Genomic DNA, 18,090 nt, shown 5'->3' with positions numbered 1-18,090 from the left:
ATTGCGAAGCGGCGTCGCCGTGCTGCCGGCGCACGTGCGAATTCGCGATTTGCAGGATGTCCGCGAACCCGCCCAGGCTCGAGGCGTAGCAAGATCGACGCGAACGGGACGAATGCGCCCGCAAGACGACGCCCTTGACGTCTCACGCATCGCGTGCCGGTCGCGCCACGAAGAGGCGTGGCGGCTTATCCGCGCCGACGCGCGAGTGCCCCCAGATCGCGCGCGACTTCATCGAGCACGGCGTCCCACTGGGCAAACGACCGTTGCCGATACAGGACGGTGTTCGGATACCAGGGGCTGTCGCGCCGCCCGAGCAGCCAAGGCCAGTGTGGATTGACGTCGAGCAGCACCCAGGTGCGCTGGCCGAGCGCGCCGCTCAGATGCGCCACCGACGTGCAGATCGTGATGACGAGATCGAGTTCGCCGATGAATGCCGCCGTGTCGTCGAAGGTCGCGAACCCGGCGGTATGGTCGGTCATCGCCAGGCCGGCTGCCCGCGCGGCGGAAACGTCATCCGCGGCGCCCGGCTGCAACGAATAGAATGCCACGCCGTCGATGTCACGGAACCGGTCGGCATAGCGCTCCCAACCCACGCGGCGGAACGGATTGCGCTGGTGCCTGATGTTGCCGGTCCATGCCAGTCCGACCTTGAGCCGCTTTTCGCCCGCGAGGCGGGTGCGCCACGCGGCGCGCGCGGCGGCGTCCGGCCGCAGATAAGGGATCGTCGACGAGAGCGTCTCGTCGTCCACGCCCAGCACGAGGGGAAGACTGAGCAGCGGAATCTCGTAGTCGAACGGCGGCAGCGAATCGACGCCGCCTCCCGCCGTATACCCGTCGACGTACTTGCCGAGGCTGCGCGACAGCAGCGCGCCCATCTGCGGGAACGAATTCCAGATCACGCGGCCGCCTTCACGATGCACACGGGCCGCCAGCATCGGGATGTAGCGGCAGAACTGCAAGAGGTCGCCCATCCCCTGTTCGCCCCAGACCAGCACGGTCTTGCCGGCAAGCGATTCCCCCTGCCACTGCGGCTTGGGAAACACGGGACGGGCTCCGCGCAGTTCGGCGGAACCCTCCCACCGCGCTTCATGCTCGCGCCAGCCCGCGGTGTGGTTGCCGCGCATCAGATACAGCAACGCCAGGTTCAAACGCATCGCCGGGTCGCACGGAGCGCGCTCGTATGCGAGCCTGGCATAGTGTTCAGCCTCGTCCCAACGCTGAGCCTCCTTGAGGACGAGTGCGAGATTACTCAGCGCCTGGGCATCGTCAGGCGCCAGTTCCACGGAGCGGAATCCCGCGTCCAGCGCCCCGTCGAGGTCCAGGTGATCGCGCCTCGCCGTCGCAAGATTGATCCACGCCATGGCATTCAGCGGTTGCGCCTCGGCAGCGCTCTCGAGCAGTTCCAGCGCCTCGTCGAGATCGCCGCCGGCAGCCCGGAGCGCGGCGGCGAGGTTGTTCTTGAGCAGCGGAAAATCAGGATCGATCGTCATGGCATGGCGATAGTGCGCCAGCGCATCGCGGTGACGGTTCGCCAGTTGCAGCACATACCCGAGATGAAACCGGGCGGCAGCGGCATCCGGTCGAAGCCGAACCACCGCATCGGCCAGCATGATGGCCTCCGGATATCGCCGCTGCTCGACCAGCGCGAATCTGAGCGCAGCGAGCGCATCGTCGTCGATGCCGTGGAGATGCGCGGCTGCCTGCAGCCAGATCGATCGCGCCTCCGAGCGCCCGTTCTCCTGCGCCGCCGCGGCGTGACGCAGGAACGCCAGGAACGGTTGCAGCAGCCCCGGCGCCGTGGTGAGGGCAGTATCGGGCTTCATGCTGCCGGCGTGATCTGAACTCATCGTCATGGCGCAGTGCTGGCGGCAGGCTAAGGCTGACGCCCCGCCAGAGGATGAGCCGCCGCGTCCACGACTTGCTCGCAGTCTTGGAACGTCAAGTCCAATTCCTGCGGCACGCCAACCATATTGAACGAAGACAGTCGCGGATAGCAGTTGTCGGCGTTGGCCCGGAAGTTTTGCGGATTGAAGAGCGAAGTGATGTGCCACCACAGCCGATAACCCTGCCCCCACAGGTATTCGATCAGCGAGGCGGATTGAGCGACCCGATCATTCTCGACATACAGGATGGGCCGATTGTTTGCGAGCGTCTCCGCAGCCCCCTGCAGCACCTGCAATTCGAACCCTTCGACATCCACCTTGATGAGGCGGACGTTCCGCCCACGCAACAGGTCGTCAAGCCTGACGCTGGGCACCTGGATACCGCCCGCCATCGCATCTGCCTGAACCGACACGCCGCCGAAGTTGCCCGGGCGTTGGTAATCCTGTCGCTCAAACCACACCGTACCCGCCTGAGCGGCACAGGCGACAGGCCAGGCCGTCACATTGTCCAGGGCGTTCAGCGCCAGATTGGCGCACAGGTTCTGGAATACGAAGGGTTGCGGTTCGATGGCGACGACATCGCCGCCTGCCGCCCTGGCGGCCTTGGCCAGCGCGACGGTCTGGCTGCCGATGTTGGCGCCGACTTCCACGATCGTGCCGCTACGGTCGATCAACTGCCGGAGGAACTGCGTTTCAAGCTCGGAATACTCGCCGTATTCGATCAATGCACGACCAATGTATGCATCGCGGCGGTTCGCAAGCATCGGCCCATATCGCGTGTCGACGAGAACGTAGGGTTCTGTGGCTTGCACCATTCGGCTACTCACATTGATAGTCAAGGAACGCTCGCGCGACGGAACCGCAGGAAATGTCGCGGCGATCGCTTCGAGGAATATAAACGATGACTGGCCCGCTGTGAATTCACCCCTTCATCTCTTCGCCGACGGATGGATCATGCTCGCTCCGGAGGTACCGGCGCAAGGTTCGAACGTGAACACAAAGGATGGCCGCCACCTCCGGCTCCGAGAACGTGCTCAGCAGGACCCTCGCCCGGAACTGATCTTCCGCGGACAGCGCAAACGGACGCCCGAGCTTGCTGCCGCGAAGTCTCGCACTCGTGAGTCCGGCCCGGGTCCGTTCGCTGATCAATGCGCGCTCGAATTCCGCCAGCGCACCGATCATGTGGAAGGTGAAGCGGCCGACGGGCGAGCGCGTGTCGATGCACTCCGTGAGCGACACGAACTGAACACCCGCGTCGCCGAGCTGCGCGATAACGGAAATCAGATGGCTGAGCGAGCGCCCCAGCCGATCCAGGCGCCAGACGACCAGCGTACTGCCGTCCGTCGCCGCCTCGAGCGCTTCCTTGAGCCCCGGCCGATCAAAGCAAGCCCCCGAAATACCCTGGTCGGAGAAAATGACATCGCATCCATAAGCCTGCAAAGCCGAGGTCTGGAGGTCCAGATGCTGCTCTTCCGTTGATACGCGCGCATAGCCAACCTTCACGACTCCTCCCAACCCATTAAATGGAGAGACGTCTCTCAGGTCCCCTGCGCAAGAAAAATCAGCTTCGACGCGTATTTCATACGATTCGATTGCTCGCCAGCCAGCCGATTCACCAGACCATTGTCAATGTAATATTTCAATCCCGCGTCACTTTTATCCTATATTAAAATAATTGTAAGATTGCATTAAAGTGTTAATATTGAATCAGCATAAACCATATATTCGATAGAAATCCACAGAACAACTCGATGCATTCAACTGCTATATTTTTCACACCATCTTCACCCCATTACTATTTCTTCAGAATCGCTTTTTCCCGGCCTTCGGCACAGGCCTCCGCCTCTCCTCCCCTTCCTCCTGCTCTCCCTCGACAGAAGCAACTGCCAGCGCAGCGAGCCGAACCCGATGCATCAGCAGCATCACCCATTGCGCGATCAAGGTCTGATCGATACTGAGGAACAGCGGTCGTTCGACCCACTCGACCGCCGCGTCTCCCGCGCTCCCAGCCTCGAAAATACGCAGTGGTTCGCATTCGCTGGTGCCGATCCGGAGCAGTTCCGCATAGGAATGCACCTCGCCGAGATCGATGGTGCCGGCCTGATCCAGGCCCAGGCAGCCGAGGGCGGCAGCGAGCCGCTTCCGCGCGATCTCGCAATCGTCGGCATGCACGTAGACCGCGACAAAACCATTAGGTGATTTCCATATCGCGCGATGCAACGTCTCCCTGCAATACGCGCTTATTTTTACGGAAAATCTATTTTCTGTTTCCTTGGCCATTTAGCTTTATTTTACAAGTTTACAAAAAGCCATTAATGAACCTATTCATCCTCTTGATGAATCAGGAAGCGCTTGAGGTCCTGCCCGGCCAGCCAGCTGGGCATGCGTCCCCGGCCCGACCAGGTCGCGCCCGTGTCGGGGTTCCAGTATTTCGGTTCGACCCGGCTGCCCACACGCCGCCCCGGCCGACGGCCCTGCAGCAGATCCTGGATGTCCACGCCGCTGTCTTCCAGCAACGCCAGGACCCGCCGGGCAATCAGCTGGGCTTCCTGCTCCCGTGCGGCATCGATCTCCTTCTTCAGCTTGTTGAACTGTTCCAGCAATTCGTTATAGGTTTTCATCGCACATCCCTCGTTGACACCCCTAGACTCCTCATTACCCATTGGCCTTTTTGTATCTGTGTTCGCTGTGTCTCATCATTGCGCGGCACCCCAGCGGTACTGCACCTGCCGTCGCGCGATCAGGCACGCTTGCGGCGCATCGACCGGCGTGACCGTCTCGCAGCGCCGGCTCGGCGCCGTAAAGACCGTCACCGCCTTCACGAACGGCGTGGCGCGATAACCGGGCAGTTCCGAGCGCGCGACCTCCCTGCACGGCATCGGCGCGTTCGAGATCCGCTCGACCAGGATCGTGCAGCCGCCGCTCGGTGCCGGTACCGTGGTCAGCGACAACACGGCCGACGCATCCGCATACTCCGGCCCCGGCAGCGCGAACAGCGGTTCGCCGCCCGGATCGCCGCGGTCCCAGTCGAGCGCCACATCGGCGTGTCGCGTATTCGCGAACATGCGGCCCGACACTTGGTCGACAGCCGGATAGCAGCGCCGGATCCCGACCGCCTGCACCGCCCTCGCCAACACCGTGGCGGCCGGCGGCGTCGCGGGCGGCAGCATCGATTCCGGCTCGCCTGCCATGGCCTGACGCGGCTGTGCGAACCCTGCCGCCGGCAAGACGAGCGCAACGGCCGACGCCAACCGGGGCAGGTGAAACCAATGTCCGCGGTTCGGCTGTGCCATCAGTGACAGCTTCCCCGGACACCGTGCTGAAGCCCCTCGATCGCGGCGTCATAGGCGTCCACATTGGGCTGCGCCGCCGGATCCAGTTCGGCCAGCAAGTCGCGAACGCTCGCCAGGTAGCCGTCCAGTTCCAGATCGTGTTCGGCGAAGGCGCGCCGCAACGCCAATGCGCCGTCCTCGCAGTCGGACTCCAGGTAGCGATATCCGCACGAGCCCAGGAGGTCGGAGCAGTGGACCAGCGGATAGCCCCCGTAAAGAATCTCGTAATAGGCGTAGTCCTGAACGCCGGCGCGCTGGTTAGAGACGACCGCATCCGCATGGCACGTCAATATCTCGTCGACGGGCTGGCACGACTCGAAAGTCAGGATGCCGTGTCGGTTCAAATCCAGGTTTCCGGCAAATCCGGCGGTCCGGAAGGTCTCGCCGAGCGACTGCGCGCCATAGATATGCAGGCTGTCGATGAAATGCGGATCCTGCCGATGCGCGAGATCGGCCACCAGCATCGACGCGCAGGGCGTCTCGACGGACCGGCCGCTCGGCGCCAGGATCGCCAGCCGCCAGTGTCCGCGGCCCGGCCGATAATGAAACGCGCCGTCCTCGCCGGTCATGCGCGACGCGTGCTCGAACCATTCCGGACTCCAGATCTCTGGAATCACGGTGACCGGCACCCGCAACTCGGTTTCGAAATAACGACGACAGGAGTACTCCAACCCGCGCGGTGTCCAGATGGCGTCGTACGACGCGCCGGACGCGAGCAGGCCATTCGGAAACCGCGGCGCCGCCCCATCCGCTTCGACCATGCAGCCGGCCACGGAGGCCAAGCCGACGACGCGCCCGCCCCGCGCCTGGAACGCACGTATCCAGGCGGGCGGCAATTGGCCGCTCAACTCGATCACGACGTCGAGCGAGGCCCAGGCCGTGGTCAGGTCCAGCAGCGGGACGGCGAATTCCTCGCACGCCTCGCCGGCTCCGTCGCAGATCAGCCAAACCGCCTCGATCGCAGGCGCCAGCGTCAACAGCATCGCAACGAAGCGACCGTGCTGGTGCGTCCGCATGCGGGCGACCGTCTCGTCGGCGTCGCCGGACGGAACGGCGACGCCCACCTTCAGGAGCCTGGAGGCGTTCATGGCGCCCCCCCGTGACGGCCACCGCTCGCCTGCAGCAACCGCGCGGCGTAGGCCGCGCAATTACGGGGCGTCTCGGGATCCAGGCGCTGCAGGAAGGCGCGCGTGCGCCGCAGATACAAGTCGCATAGATGGTCGTGGTGATACGCGGCTTCCAGCAGGCAGGCGGCACCCTCGGCAAAATCCGCGTCGGGGTAGTAATACCCCACATCGATCAACCAACGGCGGTCGTGAACGAGCGGATAGCCGGCATAAAGCGCGTCGAGCAGCACATCGATGCGTTCGTAGCAGTCGTGATGCGAAACCAGCGCATCCGCGTACCGGCCCATGAATCCCACGAACTCGCGCTCGGGATGCAGGCAGATCCGGTCCTGATGATAGAGGCCGAGGGATTGCATGAATGAAGCGCCGCGAGCGCCGTTCCCCAGTTCGATCCCGTTGACGACGTGCATCTCGTCGATCACCGCAGGATCCGCCGCGTTGGCCAGTTCGCAGATCAGCATCGCGGCGGCGCACGCCTCGGGTTGCATGGCTTCGGAGCGGAAGATCGCGACGCGCAGCGATCGCGACGCCGCACGCCGCGACCTGCCCGGCGCGTAGTCCGAATCAGGCCGATCGTCCTTCGCGACACGCTGCGCACACCACAACGGGGGCACGGCGTGCGCGGCGCAGCGGTACCACGCCATGAGCATCGACAGCGACGGCAGATCGTCGGGCAGCACCCAGATTTCGTCGTACCGCTTCGCGACGAGGGTTTCCAACTTCCCCCCGAATGGCGACGAGCCCGGCGCCTCGCGGTGAAACAACACCCGCGTCTTGTCGAGCGCACCGAGGTAGTCGAGCCATTCGGCTTCCAGTCCGCCTGTCATATCGATCACGAAATCGACCAGGTTCGTCGCATCGCGCGGCGGCAGCACCATCAAGCCGAGGGTGGCGCGCTGCGCGTCGTCGAGAAGCCGGGCCTGATCGCGATTGCAAAACAGCATGAGATCCTTCACGAACGGCAGCTTGCGCAGCAGTTTTGCCAGGACGACCACGTGCTGGACAAGACCGCTGTCCCAGGCCGGCTGGCCTGCACGAGCCACGACGGAGATACCCACTCGCATCACGTTATTGCCCGCTCTTCCGAGCGCTCCCATCACATTCGCACCGTGTCATCCCGGTCCCTCGATGCATCATTTCCAGCCTGTCGGATGCTTCATCCCTGCCGCCGGCACAGCGACACGAGAAACCGAACAACTAAAAAAAAAGGCCGACACCGGGGAAATGACGGCCCTCCCACGAAAATCCCACCCATCGGACGAACAGGCCGAGGAAGATGTTCGTCACGCAACGAGCACTCGACTCCCGGTGAATCACTCCCTGGTACAACTTATTTCCTTCGTGTCTTCAGATTGTTATCTGTCGATGTCGAGCAGGACGTCGACCCGGCGATTGCTCGCCCGCCCGGCCGCTGTTTCATTCGAATCGACCGGATCGGCCTTGCCATAACCGCGGCCGACGAACGTGCCGGCCTTCAAGCCATGGTCTTGCAGATAGGCCCGCACCGTCTGGGCCCGGCGTTCCGACAGATCCAGGTTATAGGCGTCCGAGCCGACCGAATCGGTATAGCCGTTGACCGTCACCGTCCGGATCGAGACGCCGCGCGCCTCGTCGATCAGTTGATCCAGCCGCGCGCGGGCGGCCGGCGTCAGGCTGGCCTGCGCCGTGTCGAAGTTCGCGTCGGCGCCCAGCGTCGTGACGGCCGGCGGCATCGGCGGCATCGGCGCGACGGGCGCGGGAGCGACGGGCGCGGGCGCCGCCTGCGGCGCGCCGCATTGGAACAGCAGGTTCCGGTCGTCAGCCTGCCCCCCGGACATGGCGCCCAGCAACGACTGCCCCTCCAGTACCCTGACAGGCTGGTCCTTGCAGACCGCCTCCGCTGCCTTGCGGCAGGAACCGGGGCCTTCCAGCAACCCATAGCAGGTGACCCGATACGCCTGCGCGCCGTTCGGCATCGACACCGCGTAGCGGGTGTACGTCGGGCCCGAGGAGGTCGTGCAACCCACGAGCGCCATCGCGCCCAGCAGCACTGCTTGTTTTGCGTTGAACATGATGTCCCTCTTTCTGTCTTTGACGATCCGCATCCGATCCGCATCCGGATTCGGTGAAGTGCGGCGCGTCCGGACCGATCCGCATCCGGACGCGCCGCGCATCACCACTGGTAACCCGCGCCAATGCCGTACGTGTAGCCGGCGCTGCTGCCGCTCACCCCACCCTTCAGCTTGAGGTTGTCCGTCAGGCGCGCCGTGAAGCCGATCGCCACCGCGCTGTAGCCCTGGTAGCTGCCGCCGCCGATACCGACCGCGATCGTCTTGCCGGCGTCGACTTCCGGGATCATCGTCAACGCGGTCGCCGCCGCGATACCCGAGTACGCCGTGCGTGCGACGTTGTTCACCGTCGTTTGCAAGGCCCCCAGCTGGGACACGTTCACCGCGTCGGTCGGGTTCACGCCCGCCGCGACATTGGTGATGCGGCGCTCGCTGCCGGGCGCGCCGACCGATACGGTATTGGCCTGGTTCGCCACCGAGTTCGCGCCGATCGCCACCGCGCCGGCCGCCGAGGCAGTCGCGCCCTGGCCGATCGCCGTGCCGCTCGCGGCGGACACCACCGCGCTCGCGCCGATCACCGTGCCGCCGTCCGAGTTCGCGCTCGCGCCGTTGCCGAGCGCCACGCCGTTCGCGCCGGAAGCTGCGGCGTTCGTACCGACGGCCAGGGCGTTGAGGCCCGTCGCACCGTCGTTGTTGTAGTTCCCTTGCTGCGCGCCGTTGTCGTTCACGCTGTAGTAGTGGCTGCTGGGCCCGGTCGACACGGTCGAGGTCGACAACCTGCTGATCGACGTCGACAGTGACGTGAACTGCGAGATGTCGGTACTCTGGCTCGTCGACAGGCTGCTGATCGCCTGGATCGTCGAATACAGCTGCGAACCGTTGATCGCATCCGTGCTCGACGAGCTCACCTGGCCCGCCGCGACATTCGTGATCTGCCGCTCCGCGCCCGGCGCCCCCACGCTCACCACGCTCGCCGGCGTGGTTCCGGCGAAGGTGTAGGTGACGCCGCCGATCGTCGTACTGGCCGTCGGATTGGCGGCCGCCGTCGTCGAGCCGTAGCCCAGGGCCACGTCGCCGGCATTGTTCGCCACCGCGTTCGGGCCGATCGCGACGCTGTTCAACCCCAGCGCCTGACTGTCGGGCAGCGTCGAATTCGCGTGGAAGTACTTGATGCCCGCGCCGTTGGTGATGTTGTTCACGGTGTTGCCGAGCGAATCGACCGCCTGATCGGTGGCGTACAGCTGCGAACCGTTGACCGCATCCGTGCTCGTCGCACTCACTCGGCCCGCCGCGACGTTCGTGATCTGGCGTTCCGCGCCCGGCGCGCCCACACTCACCACGCTCGCCGGCGTCGTGCCGGCCAGCGTGTAGGTCGTGCCGTTGATCGTCGCGGTCGCCATCGGATTCGCGGCCGCCGTCACCGAGTTGGAACCCAGCGCCACGTCGTTCGGGTTGTTTGCCACCGCGCCGGAGCCCATCGCCACCGAGCCCGCGCCGTTGGCCGTCGAGGTATTGCCGAGCGCCACCGAACCCTGCCCAATCGCCGTGTTCGCGTTGCCCAGCGCCACCGCGCCCTGACCGTTCGACGTGTTGTTCGCGCCCATCGCGATCGCGCCCGTGCCGGTTGCGGTGTTCGGATCGCCGATCGCCACCGCGCCGTCGCCGTTCGCCGTGTTGCCCACGCCGATCGACACCGCCTGGCCGCCCGTCGCCGTCGCGTTCTGGCCGATCGCAACCGCGCCGCCCGAGCTAGCGTTGGCTCCATCACCAACCGCCACCGCGCTCGCGCCCGCCGCTGTCGCGTTCGTGCCCGCCGCCAGGGCGTTGATGCCCGTTGCGCCGTCGTTGTTGTAGTTCCCTTGCTGCGTGCCGTTGTCGTTCACGCTGTAGTAGTGCGTCTTCGCCGCATTGATGGCGGTCGAGGTCGAGGTCGACAGCGAGGTGATCGAGCTGTTCGCCGTCGACAGGCCCGTCGAGAGCGAACCGATGCCCGTCGAGGTCGAGGTCGACAACGACGCCACCGTGCTGTTGGTGGTGGACAAGCCGGTCGACAGCGAACCGATGGAACTGGTCGCGGTCGACAGCCCCGTCGAAGTCGAGGTCGACAGCGAGGCCACGTTGCTGTTCGTCGTCGACAGCCCCGTCGACAACGAGCCGATCGAGCTGGTCGCGGTCGACAACCCCGTCGAGGTCGAAGTCGACAGCGAGGCCACGTTGCTGTTCGTCGTCGACAAGCCGGTCGACAGCGAGCTGATCGAGCTCGTCGCCGTCGACAGACCGGTCGAGGTCGACGTCGACAGGCTGTTGATCGCCGTGTTCGTCGCGAACAGCTGCGAACCGTTGAGCGCATCCGTGCTCGTTGCCGTTACCTCACCCGCCGCCACGTTCGTGATCTGACGTTCCGCACCTGGCGCGCCCACGCTCACCACGCTCGCCGGGGTCGTGCCGGCGTAGTTGTACGTCACGCCGCCGACCGCACCCGTCGCCGTCGCATTCGCTGCCGCCGTCACCGAGTTCGAACCCAGCGCCACGTCGTTCGCGTTGGTCGCCGTCGCGCCTGAACCCACCGCCACCGAGCCCGCCGCGTTCGCCGTCGAGGTATTGCCCAACGCCACCGAGCCCTGGCCCGTCGCCGTGTTCGCATTGCCCAGCGCCACCGCACCCTGGCCGTTCGACGTGTTGTTCGCACCCATCGCGATCGCGCCAGTGCCCGTCGCGCTGTTCGGATCGCCGATCGCCACCGCGCCGTCGCCGTTCGCCGTGTTGCCCACGCCGATCGACACCGCCTGGCCGCCCGTCGCCGTCGCGTTCTGGCCGATCGCAACCGCGCCGCCCGAGTTCGCGTTGGCCCCGTCGCCGACCGCCACCGCGCTCGCGCCCGCCGCTGTCGCGTTCGTGCCCGCCGCCAGGGCGTTGATGCCTGTTGCGCCGTCGTTGTTGTAGTTCCCTTGTTGGGTGCCGTTGTCGTTCACGCTGTAGTAGTGCGTCTTCGCCGCATTGACCGCGGTCGAGGTCGACGTCGACAGCGAGGCGATCGAGCTGGTCGCCGTCGACAGGCCCGTCGACGTGGAGGTCGACAACGAGGCCACGTTGCTGTTCGTCGTCGACAAGCCAGTCGACAGCGAGCTGATCGAGCTCGTCGCCGTCGACAAACCGGTCGAGGTCGACGTCGACAGGCTGTTGATCGCCGTGTTCGTCGCGAACAGCTGCGAGCCGTTGATCGCATCCGTGCTCGTCGCCGTCACCTGGCCCGCCGCAACGTTCGTCACCTGACGTTCCGCACCCGGTGCGCCCACGCTCACCACGCTCGACGGAGTCGTGCCGGCGTAGTTGTACGTCACGCCGCCGACTGCACCCGTCGCTGTCGGATTCGGCGCTGCCGTCACCGAGTTCGAACCCAGCGCCACGTCGTTCGCATTGGTCGCCGTCGCTCCGGAGCCCATCGCCACCGATCCCGCCGCGTTCGCCGTCGATGTATTGCCCAACGCCACCGAACCCTGCCCCGTTGCCGTGTTCGCATTGCCCAGCGCCACCGCACCCTGGCCGTTCGACGTGTTGTTCGCACCCATCGCGATCGCACCGGTACCTGTCGCGCTGTTCGGATCGCCGATCGCCACGGCCCCATTACCGTTCGCCGTGTTACCCACGCCGACCGACACCGCCTGGCCGCCCGTCGCCGTCGCGTTCTGGCCGATCGCCACCGCACCGCCCGAGTTCGCGTTGGCTCCATCACCAACCGCCACCGCGCTCGCACCCGCCGCTGTCGCGTTCGTGCCCGCCGCCAGCGCGTTGATGCCTGTTGCGCCGTCGTTGTTGTAGTTCCCTTGCTGCGTGCCGTTGTCGTTCACGCTGTAGTAGTGCGTCTTCGCCGCATTGACCGCGGTCGAGGTCGACGTCGACAGCGAGGCGATCGAGCTGGTCGCCGTCGACAGGCCCGTCGACGTGGAGGTCGACAACGAAGCCACGTTGCTGTTCGTCGTCGACAAGCCGGTCGACAGCGAGCTGATCGAGCTCGTCGCCGTCGACAAACCGGTCGAGGTCGACGTCGACAGGCTGTTGATCGCCGTGTTCGTCGCGAACAGCTGCGAGCCATTGATCGCATCCGTGCTCGTCGCCGTCACCTGGCCCGCCGCAACGTTCGTCACCTGACGTTCCGCACCCGGTGCGCCCACGCTCACCACGCTCGACGGAGTCGTGCCGGCGTAGTTGTACGTCACGCCGCCGACTGCACCCGTCGCTGTCGGATTCGGCGCTGCCGTCACCGAGTTCGAACCCAGCGCCACGTCGTTCGCATTGGTCGCCGTCGCTCCGGAGCCCATCGCCACCGATCCCGCCGCGTTCGCCGTCGAGGTATTGCCCAACGCCACCGAACCCTGCCCCGTTGCCGTGTTCGCATTGCCCAGCGCCACCGCACCCTGGCCGTTCGACGTGTTGTTCGCGCCCATCGCGATCGCACCGGTACCTGTCGCGCTGTTCGGATCGCCGATCGCCACGGCCCCATTACCGTTCGCCGTGTTACCCACGCCGACCGACACCGCCTGGCCGCCCGTCGCCGTCGCGTTCTGGCCGATCGCCACCGCACCGCCCGAGTTCGCGTTGGCCCCGTCACCAACCGCCACCGCGCTCGCACCCGCCGCTGTCGCGTTCGTGCCCGCCGCCAGCGCGTTGATGCCTGTTGCGCCGTCGTTGTTGTAGTTCCCTTGTTGGGTGCCGTTGTCGTTCACGCTGTAGTAGTGCGTCTTCGCCGCATTGACCGCGGTCGAGGTCGACGTCGACAGCGAAGCGATCGAGCTGTTCGTCGTCGACAAACCCGTCGACAGCGAGCCGATCGAACTCGTCGCCGTCGACAGACCGGTCGAGGTCGATGTCGACAGGCTGTTGATCGCCGTGTTCGTCGCGAACAGCTGCGAGCCGTTGATCGCATCCGTGCTCGTCGCCGTCACCTGGCCCGCCGCCACGTTCGTCACCTGCCGCTCCGCACCCGGTGCGCCCACGCTCACCACGCTGGCCGGCGTCGTTCCCGCGTAGTTGTACGTCACGCCCCCGACCGTGCCCGTCGCCGTCGGGTTCGCCGCTGCCGTCACCGAGCCGGAGCCCAGGGCAACCGAGTTCGCTACGTTGGCCGTCGAGCCCGCACCGAATGCCAGCGCGTTGGTGGCCGTAGCGTTCGCTCCTTGCCCAGACGCGATGGATCCGCTACCAGACGCGGTGGCGTTTGAGCCCAATGCGGTCGCGAATGCATTCGTGGCTACGGCCGACGCACCCAGAGCAACCGAACCTGCCGCTCCGCTCGCGGTCGATCCGTTGCCAAGCGCCAACGAGTCCGCGCCTGAAGCGATGGCCGTGGCAGTGAAGCTCCCGCTGTTACCAAGCGCGATCGCGCCAGTGCCCGTCGCCGATACCGAGCTGCCGATTGCAACGTTGCCATTCGCTCCGGTGGCAACAGCCCCCTGGCCGATCGCCACCCCGCCGCCGCTCGCCACCGTGCCATTGCCCAACGCGACGGCGCTGGTGCCAACCGCCGAATTGGCGTTACCGATCGCTATCGCGCCTGTCCCGTTCGCCGTATTGTTCGCGCCAACGGCTACCGCACCCGTGCCGGTCGCGCTGTTTGGATCCCCGATCGCCACCGCGCCGTTGCCGTTCGCCGTGTTGCTCACGCCCACCGACACCGCCTGACCACCCGTCGCCGTCGCGTTCTGGCCGATCGCAACCGCACCGCCCGAGTTCGCGTTGGCCCCGTCACCGACCGCCACCGCGCTCGCGCCCGCCGCTGTCGCGTTCGTGCCCGCCGCCAGTGCGTTGATGCCCGTCGCGCCGTCGTTGTTGTAGTTCCCTTGCTGCGTGCCGTTGTCGTTCACGCTGTAGTAGTGCGTCTTCGCCGCATTGATGGCGGTCGAGGTCGACGTCGACAGCGAGGCGATCGAGCTGGTCGCGGTCGACAAACCCGTCGAGGTCGAAGTCGACAGCGAGGCCACGTTGCTGTTCGTCGTCGACAAGCCCGTCGACAGCGACGTGATGCCCGTGGAGGTCGAGGTCGACAGCGATGCAATCGAACTGGTCGCCGTCGACAGACCGGTCGACGTGGACGTCGACAAGCTGTTGATCGCCGTATTCGTCGCGAACAGCTGCGAGCCGTTGATCGCATCCGTGCTCGTTGCCGTTACCTCACCCGCCGCCACGTTCGTGATCTGACGTTCCGCACCCGGTGCGCCCACGCTCACCACGCTCGCCGGGGTCGTGCCGGCGTAGTTGTACGTCACGCCGCCGACCGCACCCGTCGCTGTCGGATTCGGCGCTGCCGTCACCGAGTTCGAACCCAGCGCCACGTCGTTCGCATTGGCCGCCGTCGCGCCCGAACCCATCGCCACCGAACCCGCCGCGTTCGCCGTCGAGGTATTGCCCAACGCCACCGAACCCTGCCCCGTTGCCGTGTTCGCATTGCCCAGCGCCACCGCACCCTGGCCGTTCGACGTGTTGTTCGCACCCATCGCGATCGCACCGGTACCCGTCGCGCTGTTCGGATCGCCGATCGCCACCGCGCCATTGCCGTTCGCCGTGTTGCCCACGCCGACCGACACCGCCTGGCCGCCCGTCGCCGTCGCGTTCTGGCCGATCGCCACCGCGCCGCCGGAATTCGCGTTGGCCCCGTCACCGACCGCCACCGCGCTCGCGCCCGCCGCCGTCGCGTTCGTGCCCGCCGCCAGCGCATTGATGCCTGTTGCGCCGTCGTTGTTGTAGTTCCCTTGTTGCGTGCCGTTGTCGTTGACGCTGTAGTAGTGCGTCTTCGCCGCATTGACCGCTGTCGACGTCGACGTCGACAGCGAAGCGATCGAGCTATTGGCCGTCGACAGCCCCGTCGAGGTCGAGGTCGACAGCGAAGTGACCGTGCTGTTCGTCGTGGACAGCCCCGTCGACAGTGAGCTGATCGAGCTCGTCGCCGTCGACAGACCGGTCGAGGTCGACGTCGACAGGCTGTTGATCGCCGTGTTCGTTGCGAACAACTGCGAGCCGTTGATCGCATCCGTGCTTGTCGCCGTCACCTGGCCCGCCGCCACGTTCGTCACCTGACGTTCCGCACCCGGTGCGCCCACGCTCACCACGCTCGACGGATTCGTCCCCGCGTAGTTGTACGTCACGCCGCCGATCGTGCCTGTCGCCGTCGGATTCGGCGCTGCCGTCACCGAGTTCGAACCCAGCGCCACGCTGTTCGCGTTGCTTGCCACTGCGTTTTGACCCAGTGCGACTGCTCCTGCACCGCTGGCGTTCGAACCGTCACCCACCGCCACCGCGCTCGCACCCGCCGCCGTCGCGTTCGTGCCCGCCGCCAGCGCATTGATGCCCGTCGCACCGTCGTTGTTGTAGTTCCCTTGTTGGGTGCCGTTGTCGTTCACGCTGTAGTAGTGCGTCTTCGCCGCATTGATCGCTGTCGAGGTCGACGTCGACAATGAGGCGACGTTGCTGTTCGTCGTCGACAAGCCGGTCGACAGCGACGTGATGCCCGTGGAGGTCGAGGTCGACAGCGATGCAATCGAGCTGGTCGCCGTCGACAGACCGGTCGAGGTCGACGTCGACAAACTGTTGATCGCCGTATTCGTCGCGAACAGCTGCGAGCCGTTGATCGCATCCGTGCTCGTTGCCGTTACCTCACCCGCCGCCACGTTCGTGATCTGACGTTCCGCACCCGGCGCGCCCACGCTCACCACGCTCGCCGGGGTCGTGCCGGCGTAGTTGTACGTCACGCCCCCGACCGTGCCCGTCGCCGTCGGGTTCGCCGCTGCCGTCACCGAGCCGGAGCCCAGGGCAACCGAGTTCGCTACGTTGGCCGTCGAGCCCGCACCGAATGCCAGCGCGTTGGTCGCCGTAGCGTCCGCTCCTTGCCCGGATGCGATGGATCCGCTTCCGGACGCAGTGGCGTTTGAGCCCAATGCGGTCGCGAACGTATTCGTGGCTACAGCCGATGCACCCAGAGCGACCGAACCTGCCGCTCCGCTCGCAGTCGAGCCGTTACCAAGCGCCAATGCATCCGCGCCTGAAGCGATGGCCGTGGCAGTGAAGGTCCCGCTATTGCCAAGCGCGATCGCACCAGTGCCGGTCGCCGATACTGAATTGCCGATCGCTACGTTGCCATTCGCTCCGGTGGCAACAGCCCCCTGACCGATCGCCACCCCGTTGCTGTTCGCCACGGTGCCATTGCCCAACGCGACGGCGCTCGCGCCAACCGCCGAATTGGCGTTACCGATCGCTATCGCGCCTGTCCCGTTCGCCGTATTGTTCGCGCCAACGGCTACCGCACCCGTGCCGGTCGCGCTGTTCGGATCCCCGATCGCCACCGCACCGTTGCCGTTCGCCGTGTTGCTCACGCCCACCGACACCGCCTGGCCGCCTGTCGCCGTCGCATTCTGGCCGATCGCAACCGCACCGCCGGAATTCGCGTTGGCCCCGTCACCGACCGCCACCGCGCTCGCGCCCGCCGCTGTCGCGTTCGTGCCCGCCGCCAGCGCGTTGATGCCTGTCGCGCCGTCGTTGTTGTAGTTCCCTTGTTGCGTGCCGTTGTCGTTCACGCTGTAGTAGTGCGTCTTCGCCGCATTGATGGCGGTCGAGGTCGACGTCGACAGCGAGGCCACGTTGCTGTTCGTCGTCGACAGCCCCGTCGACAGTGAGCCGATCGAGCTGGTCGCCGTCGACAACCCCGTCGAGGTGGAAGTCGACAAAGAGGCCACGTTACTGTTCGTCGTCGACAAACCGGTCGACAGCGACGTGATGCCCGTGGAGGTCGAGGTCGACAGCGATGCAATCGAGCTGGTCGCCGTCGACAGACCGGTCGACGTGGACGTCGACAAACTGTTGATCGCCGTGTTCGTCGCGAACAGCTGCGAGCCGTTGATCGCATCCGTGCTTGTCGCCGTCACCTGGCCCGCCGCCACGTTCGTCACCTGACGTTCCGCACCCGGTGCGCCCACGCTCACCACGCTCGCCGGATTCGTCCCCGCGTAGTTGTACGTCACGCCACCGATCGTGCCTGTCGCCGTCGGATTCGGCGCTGCCGTCACCGAGTTCGAACCCAGCGCCACGTCGTTCGCATTGGCCGCCGTCGCGCCCGAACCCATCGCCACCGAGCCCGCCGCGTTGGCCGTCGAGGTATTGCCCAACGCCACCGAACCCTGCCCCGTTGCCGTGTTCGCATTGCCCAGCGCCACCGCACCCTGGCCGTTCGACGTGTTGTTCGCACCCATCGCGATCGCGCCGGTACCCGTCGCGCTGTTCGGATCGCCGATCGCCACCGCGCCATTGCCGTTCGCCGTGTTGCCCACGCCGACCGACACCGCCTGGCCGCCCGTCGCCGTTGCATTCTGGCCGATCGCCACCGCACCGCCGGAATTCGCGTTGGCTCCATCGCCGACCGCCACCGCGCTCGCGCCCGCCGCTGTCGCGTTCGTGCCCGCCGCCAGCGCGTTGATGCCCGTCGCGCCGTTATCGTTGTAGTTCCCTTGCTGCGTGCCGTTGTCGTTCACGCTGTAGTAGTGCGTCTTCACCGCATTGATGGCGGTCGAGGTCGACGTCGACAGCGATGTGATCGAACTGGTTGCCGTCGACAACCCGGTCGACGTCGACGCCGACAAGGAGGCCACGTTGCTGTTCGTCGTGGACAGGCCCGTCGACAGCGAGCCGATCGAGCTCGTCGCCGTTGACAGACCCT

10 protein-coding genes are annotated in these 18,090 nt (G+C 66.1%); all 10 read right to left on the bottom strand.

Features of this window, described 5'->3' with window-relative positions; translation table 11 throughout:
• Positions 1-185: 185 nt before the first annotated feature.
• On the bottom strand, positions 186-1,847 hold the full coding sequence (locus AC1RQF_RS14575; RefSeq protein ID WP_492872335.1) for a tetratricopeptide repeat protein: 1,662 nt from the start codon (positions 1,845-1,847) through the stop codon (positions 186-188).
• A gap of 26 nt (positions 1,848-1,873) precedes the next feature.
• On the bottom strand, positions 1,874-2,698 hold the full coding sequence (locus tag AC1RQF_RS14570) for an FkbM family methyltransferase (RefSeq protein WP_492872317.1): 825 nt from the start codon (positions 2,696-2,698) through the stop codon (positions 1,874-1,876).
• Between the two features lie 106 nt (positions 2,699-2,804).
• Entirely contained in the window at positions 2,805-3,386 is a 582-nt protein-coding gene (locus AC1RQF_RS14565; RefSeq protein ID WP_492872316.1) for a recombinase family protein, read from the bottom strand.
• Positions 3,387-3,686: 300 nt separating this feature from the next.
• Complete coding sequence (locus tag AC1RQF_RS14560) at positions 3,687-4,163, bottom strand: hypothetical protein (RefSeq protein WP_492872315.1); 477 nt, start codon at positions 4,161-4,163, stop codon at positions 3,687-3,689.
• A gap of 41 nt (positions 4,164-4,204) precedes the next feature.
• A complete protein-coding gene (locus AC1RQF_RS14555) occupies positions 4,205-4,504 on the bottom strand; it encodes an H-NS histone family protein (protein ID WP_273997124.1) in 300 nt (99 codons plus the stop codon).
• A 75-nt stretch (positions 4,505-4,579) separates the two neighbouring features.
• Entirely contained in the window at positions 4,580-5,074 is a 495-nt protein-coding gene (locus tag AC1RQF_RS14550; protein WP_273997125.1) for a hypothetical protein, read from the bottom strand.
• Between the two features lie 101 nt (positions 5,075-5,175).
• Positions 5,176-6,303, bottom strand: coding sequence for a DUF2827 family protein (locus tag AC1RQF_RS14545; RefSeq protein WP_492872314.1), 1,128 nt, complete (start codon positions 6,301-6,303; stop codon positions 5,176-5,178).
• Complete coding sequence (locus tag AC1RQF_RS14540) at positions 6,300-7,400, bottom strand: DUF2827 family protein (protein ID WP_273997127.1); 1,101 nt, start codon at positions 7,398-7,400, stop codon at positions 6,300-6,302. Before AC1RQF_RS14540 ends, AC1RQF_RS14545 begins: the two co-directional genes overlap by 4 nt.
• Positions 7,401-7,697: 297 nt before the next feature.
• Positions 7,698-8,426: an OmpA family protein gene (locus tag AC1RQF_RS14535; protein ID WP_492872313.1), complete on the bottom strand. Its 729-nt coding sequence runs from the start codon at positions 8,424-8,426 to the stop codon at positions 7,698-7,700.
• A 68-nt stretch (positions 8,427-8,494) separates the two neighbouring features.
• On the bottom strand, positions 8,495-18,090 hold a 9,596-nt coding region (locus AC1RQF_RS14530), incomplete at its 5' end, for a hypothetical protein (protein ID WP_492872312.1).

The organism is Burkholderia sp. GW821-FHT14F03, assembly GCF_058803765.1.
Note: the sequence above shows the minus strand (reverse complement) of the source record. Positions and strands in the feature narration are given on the sequence as shown.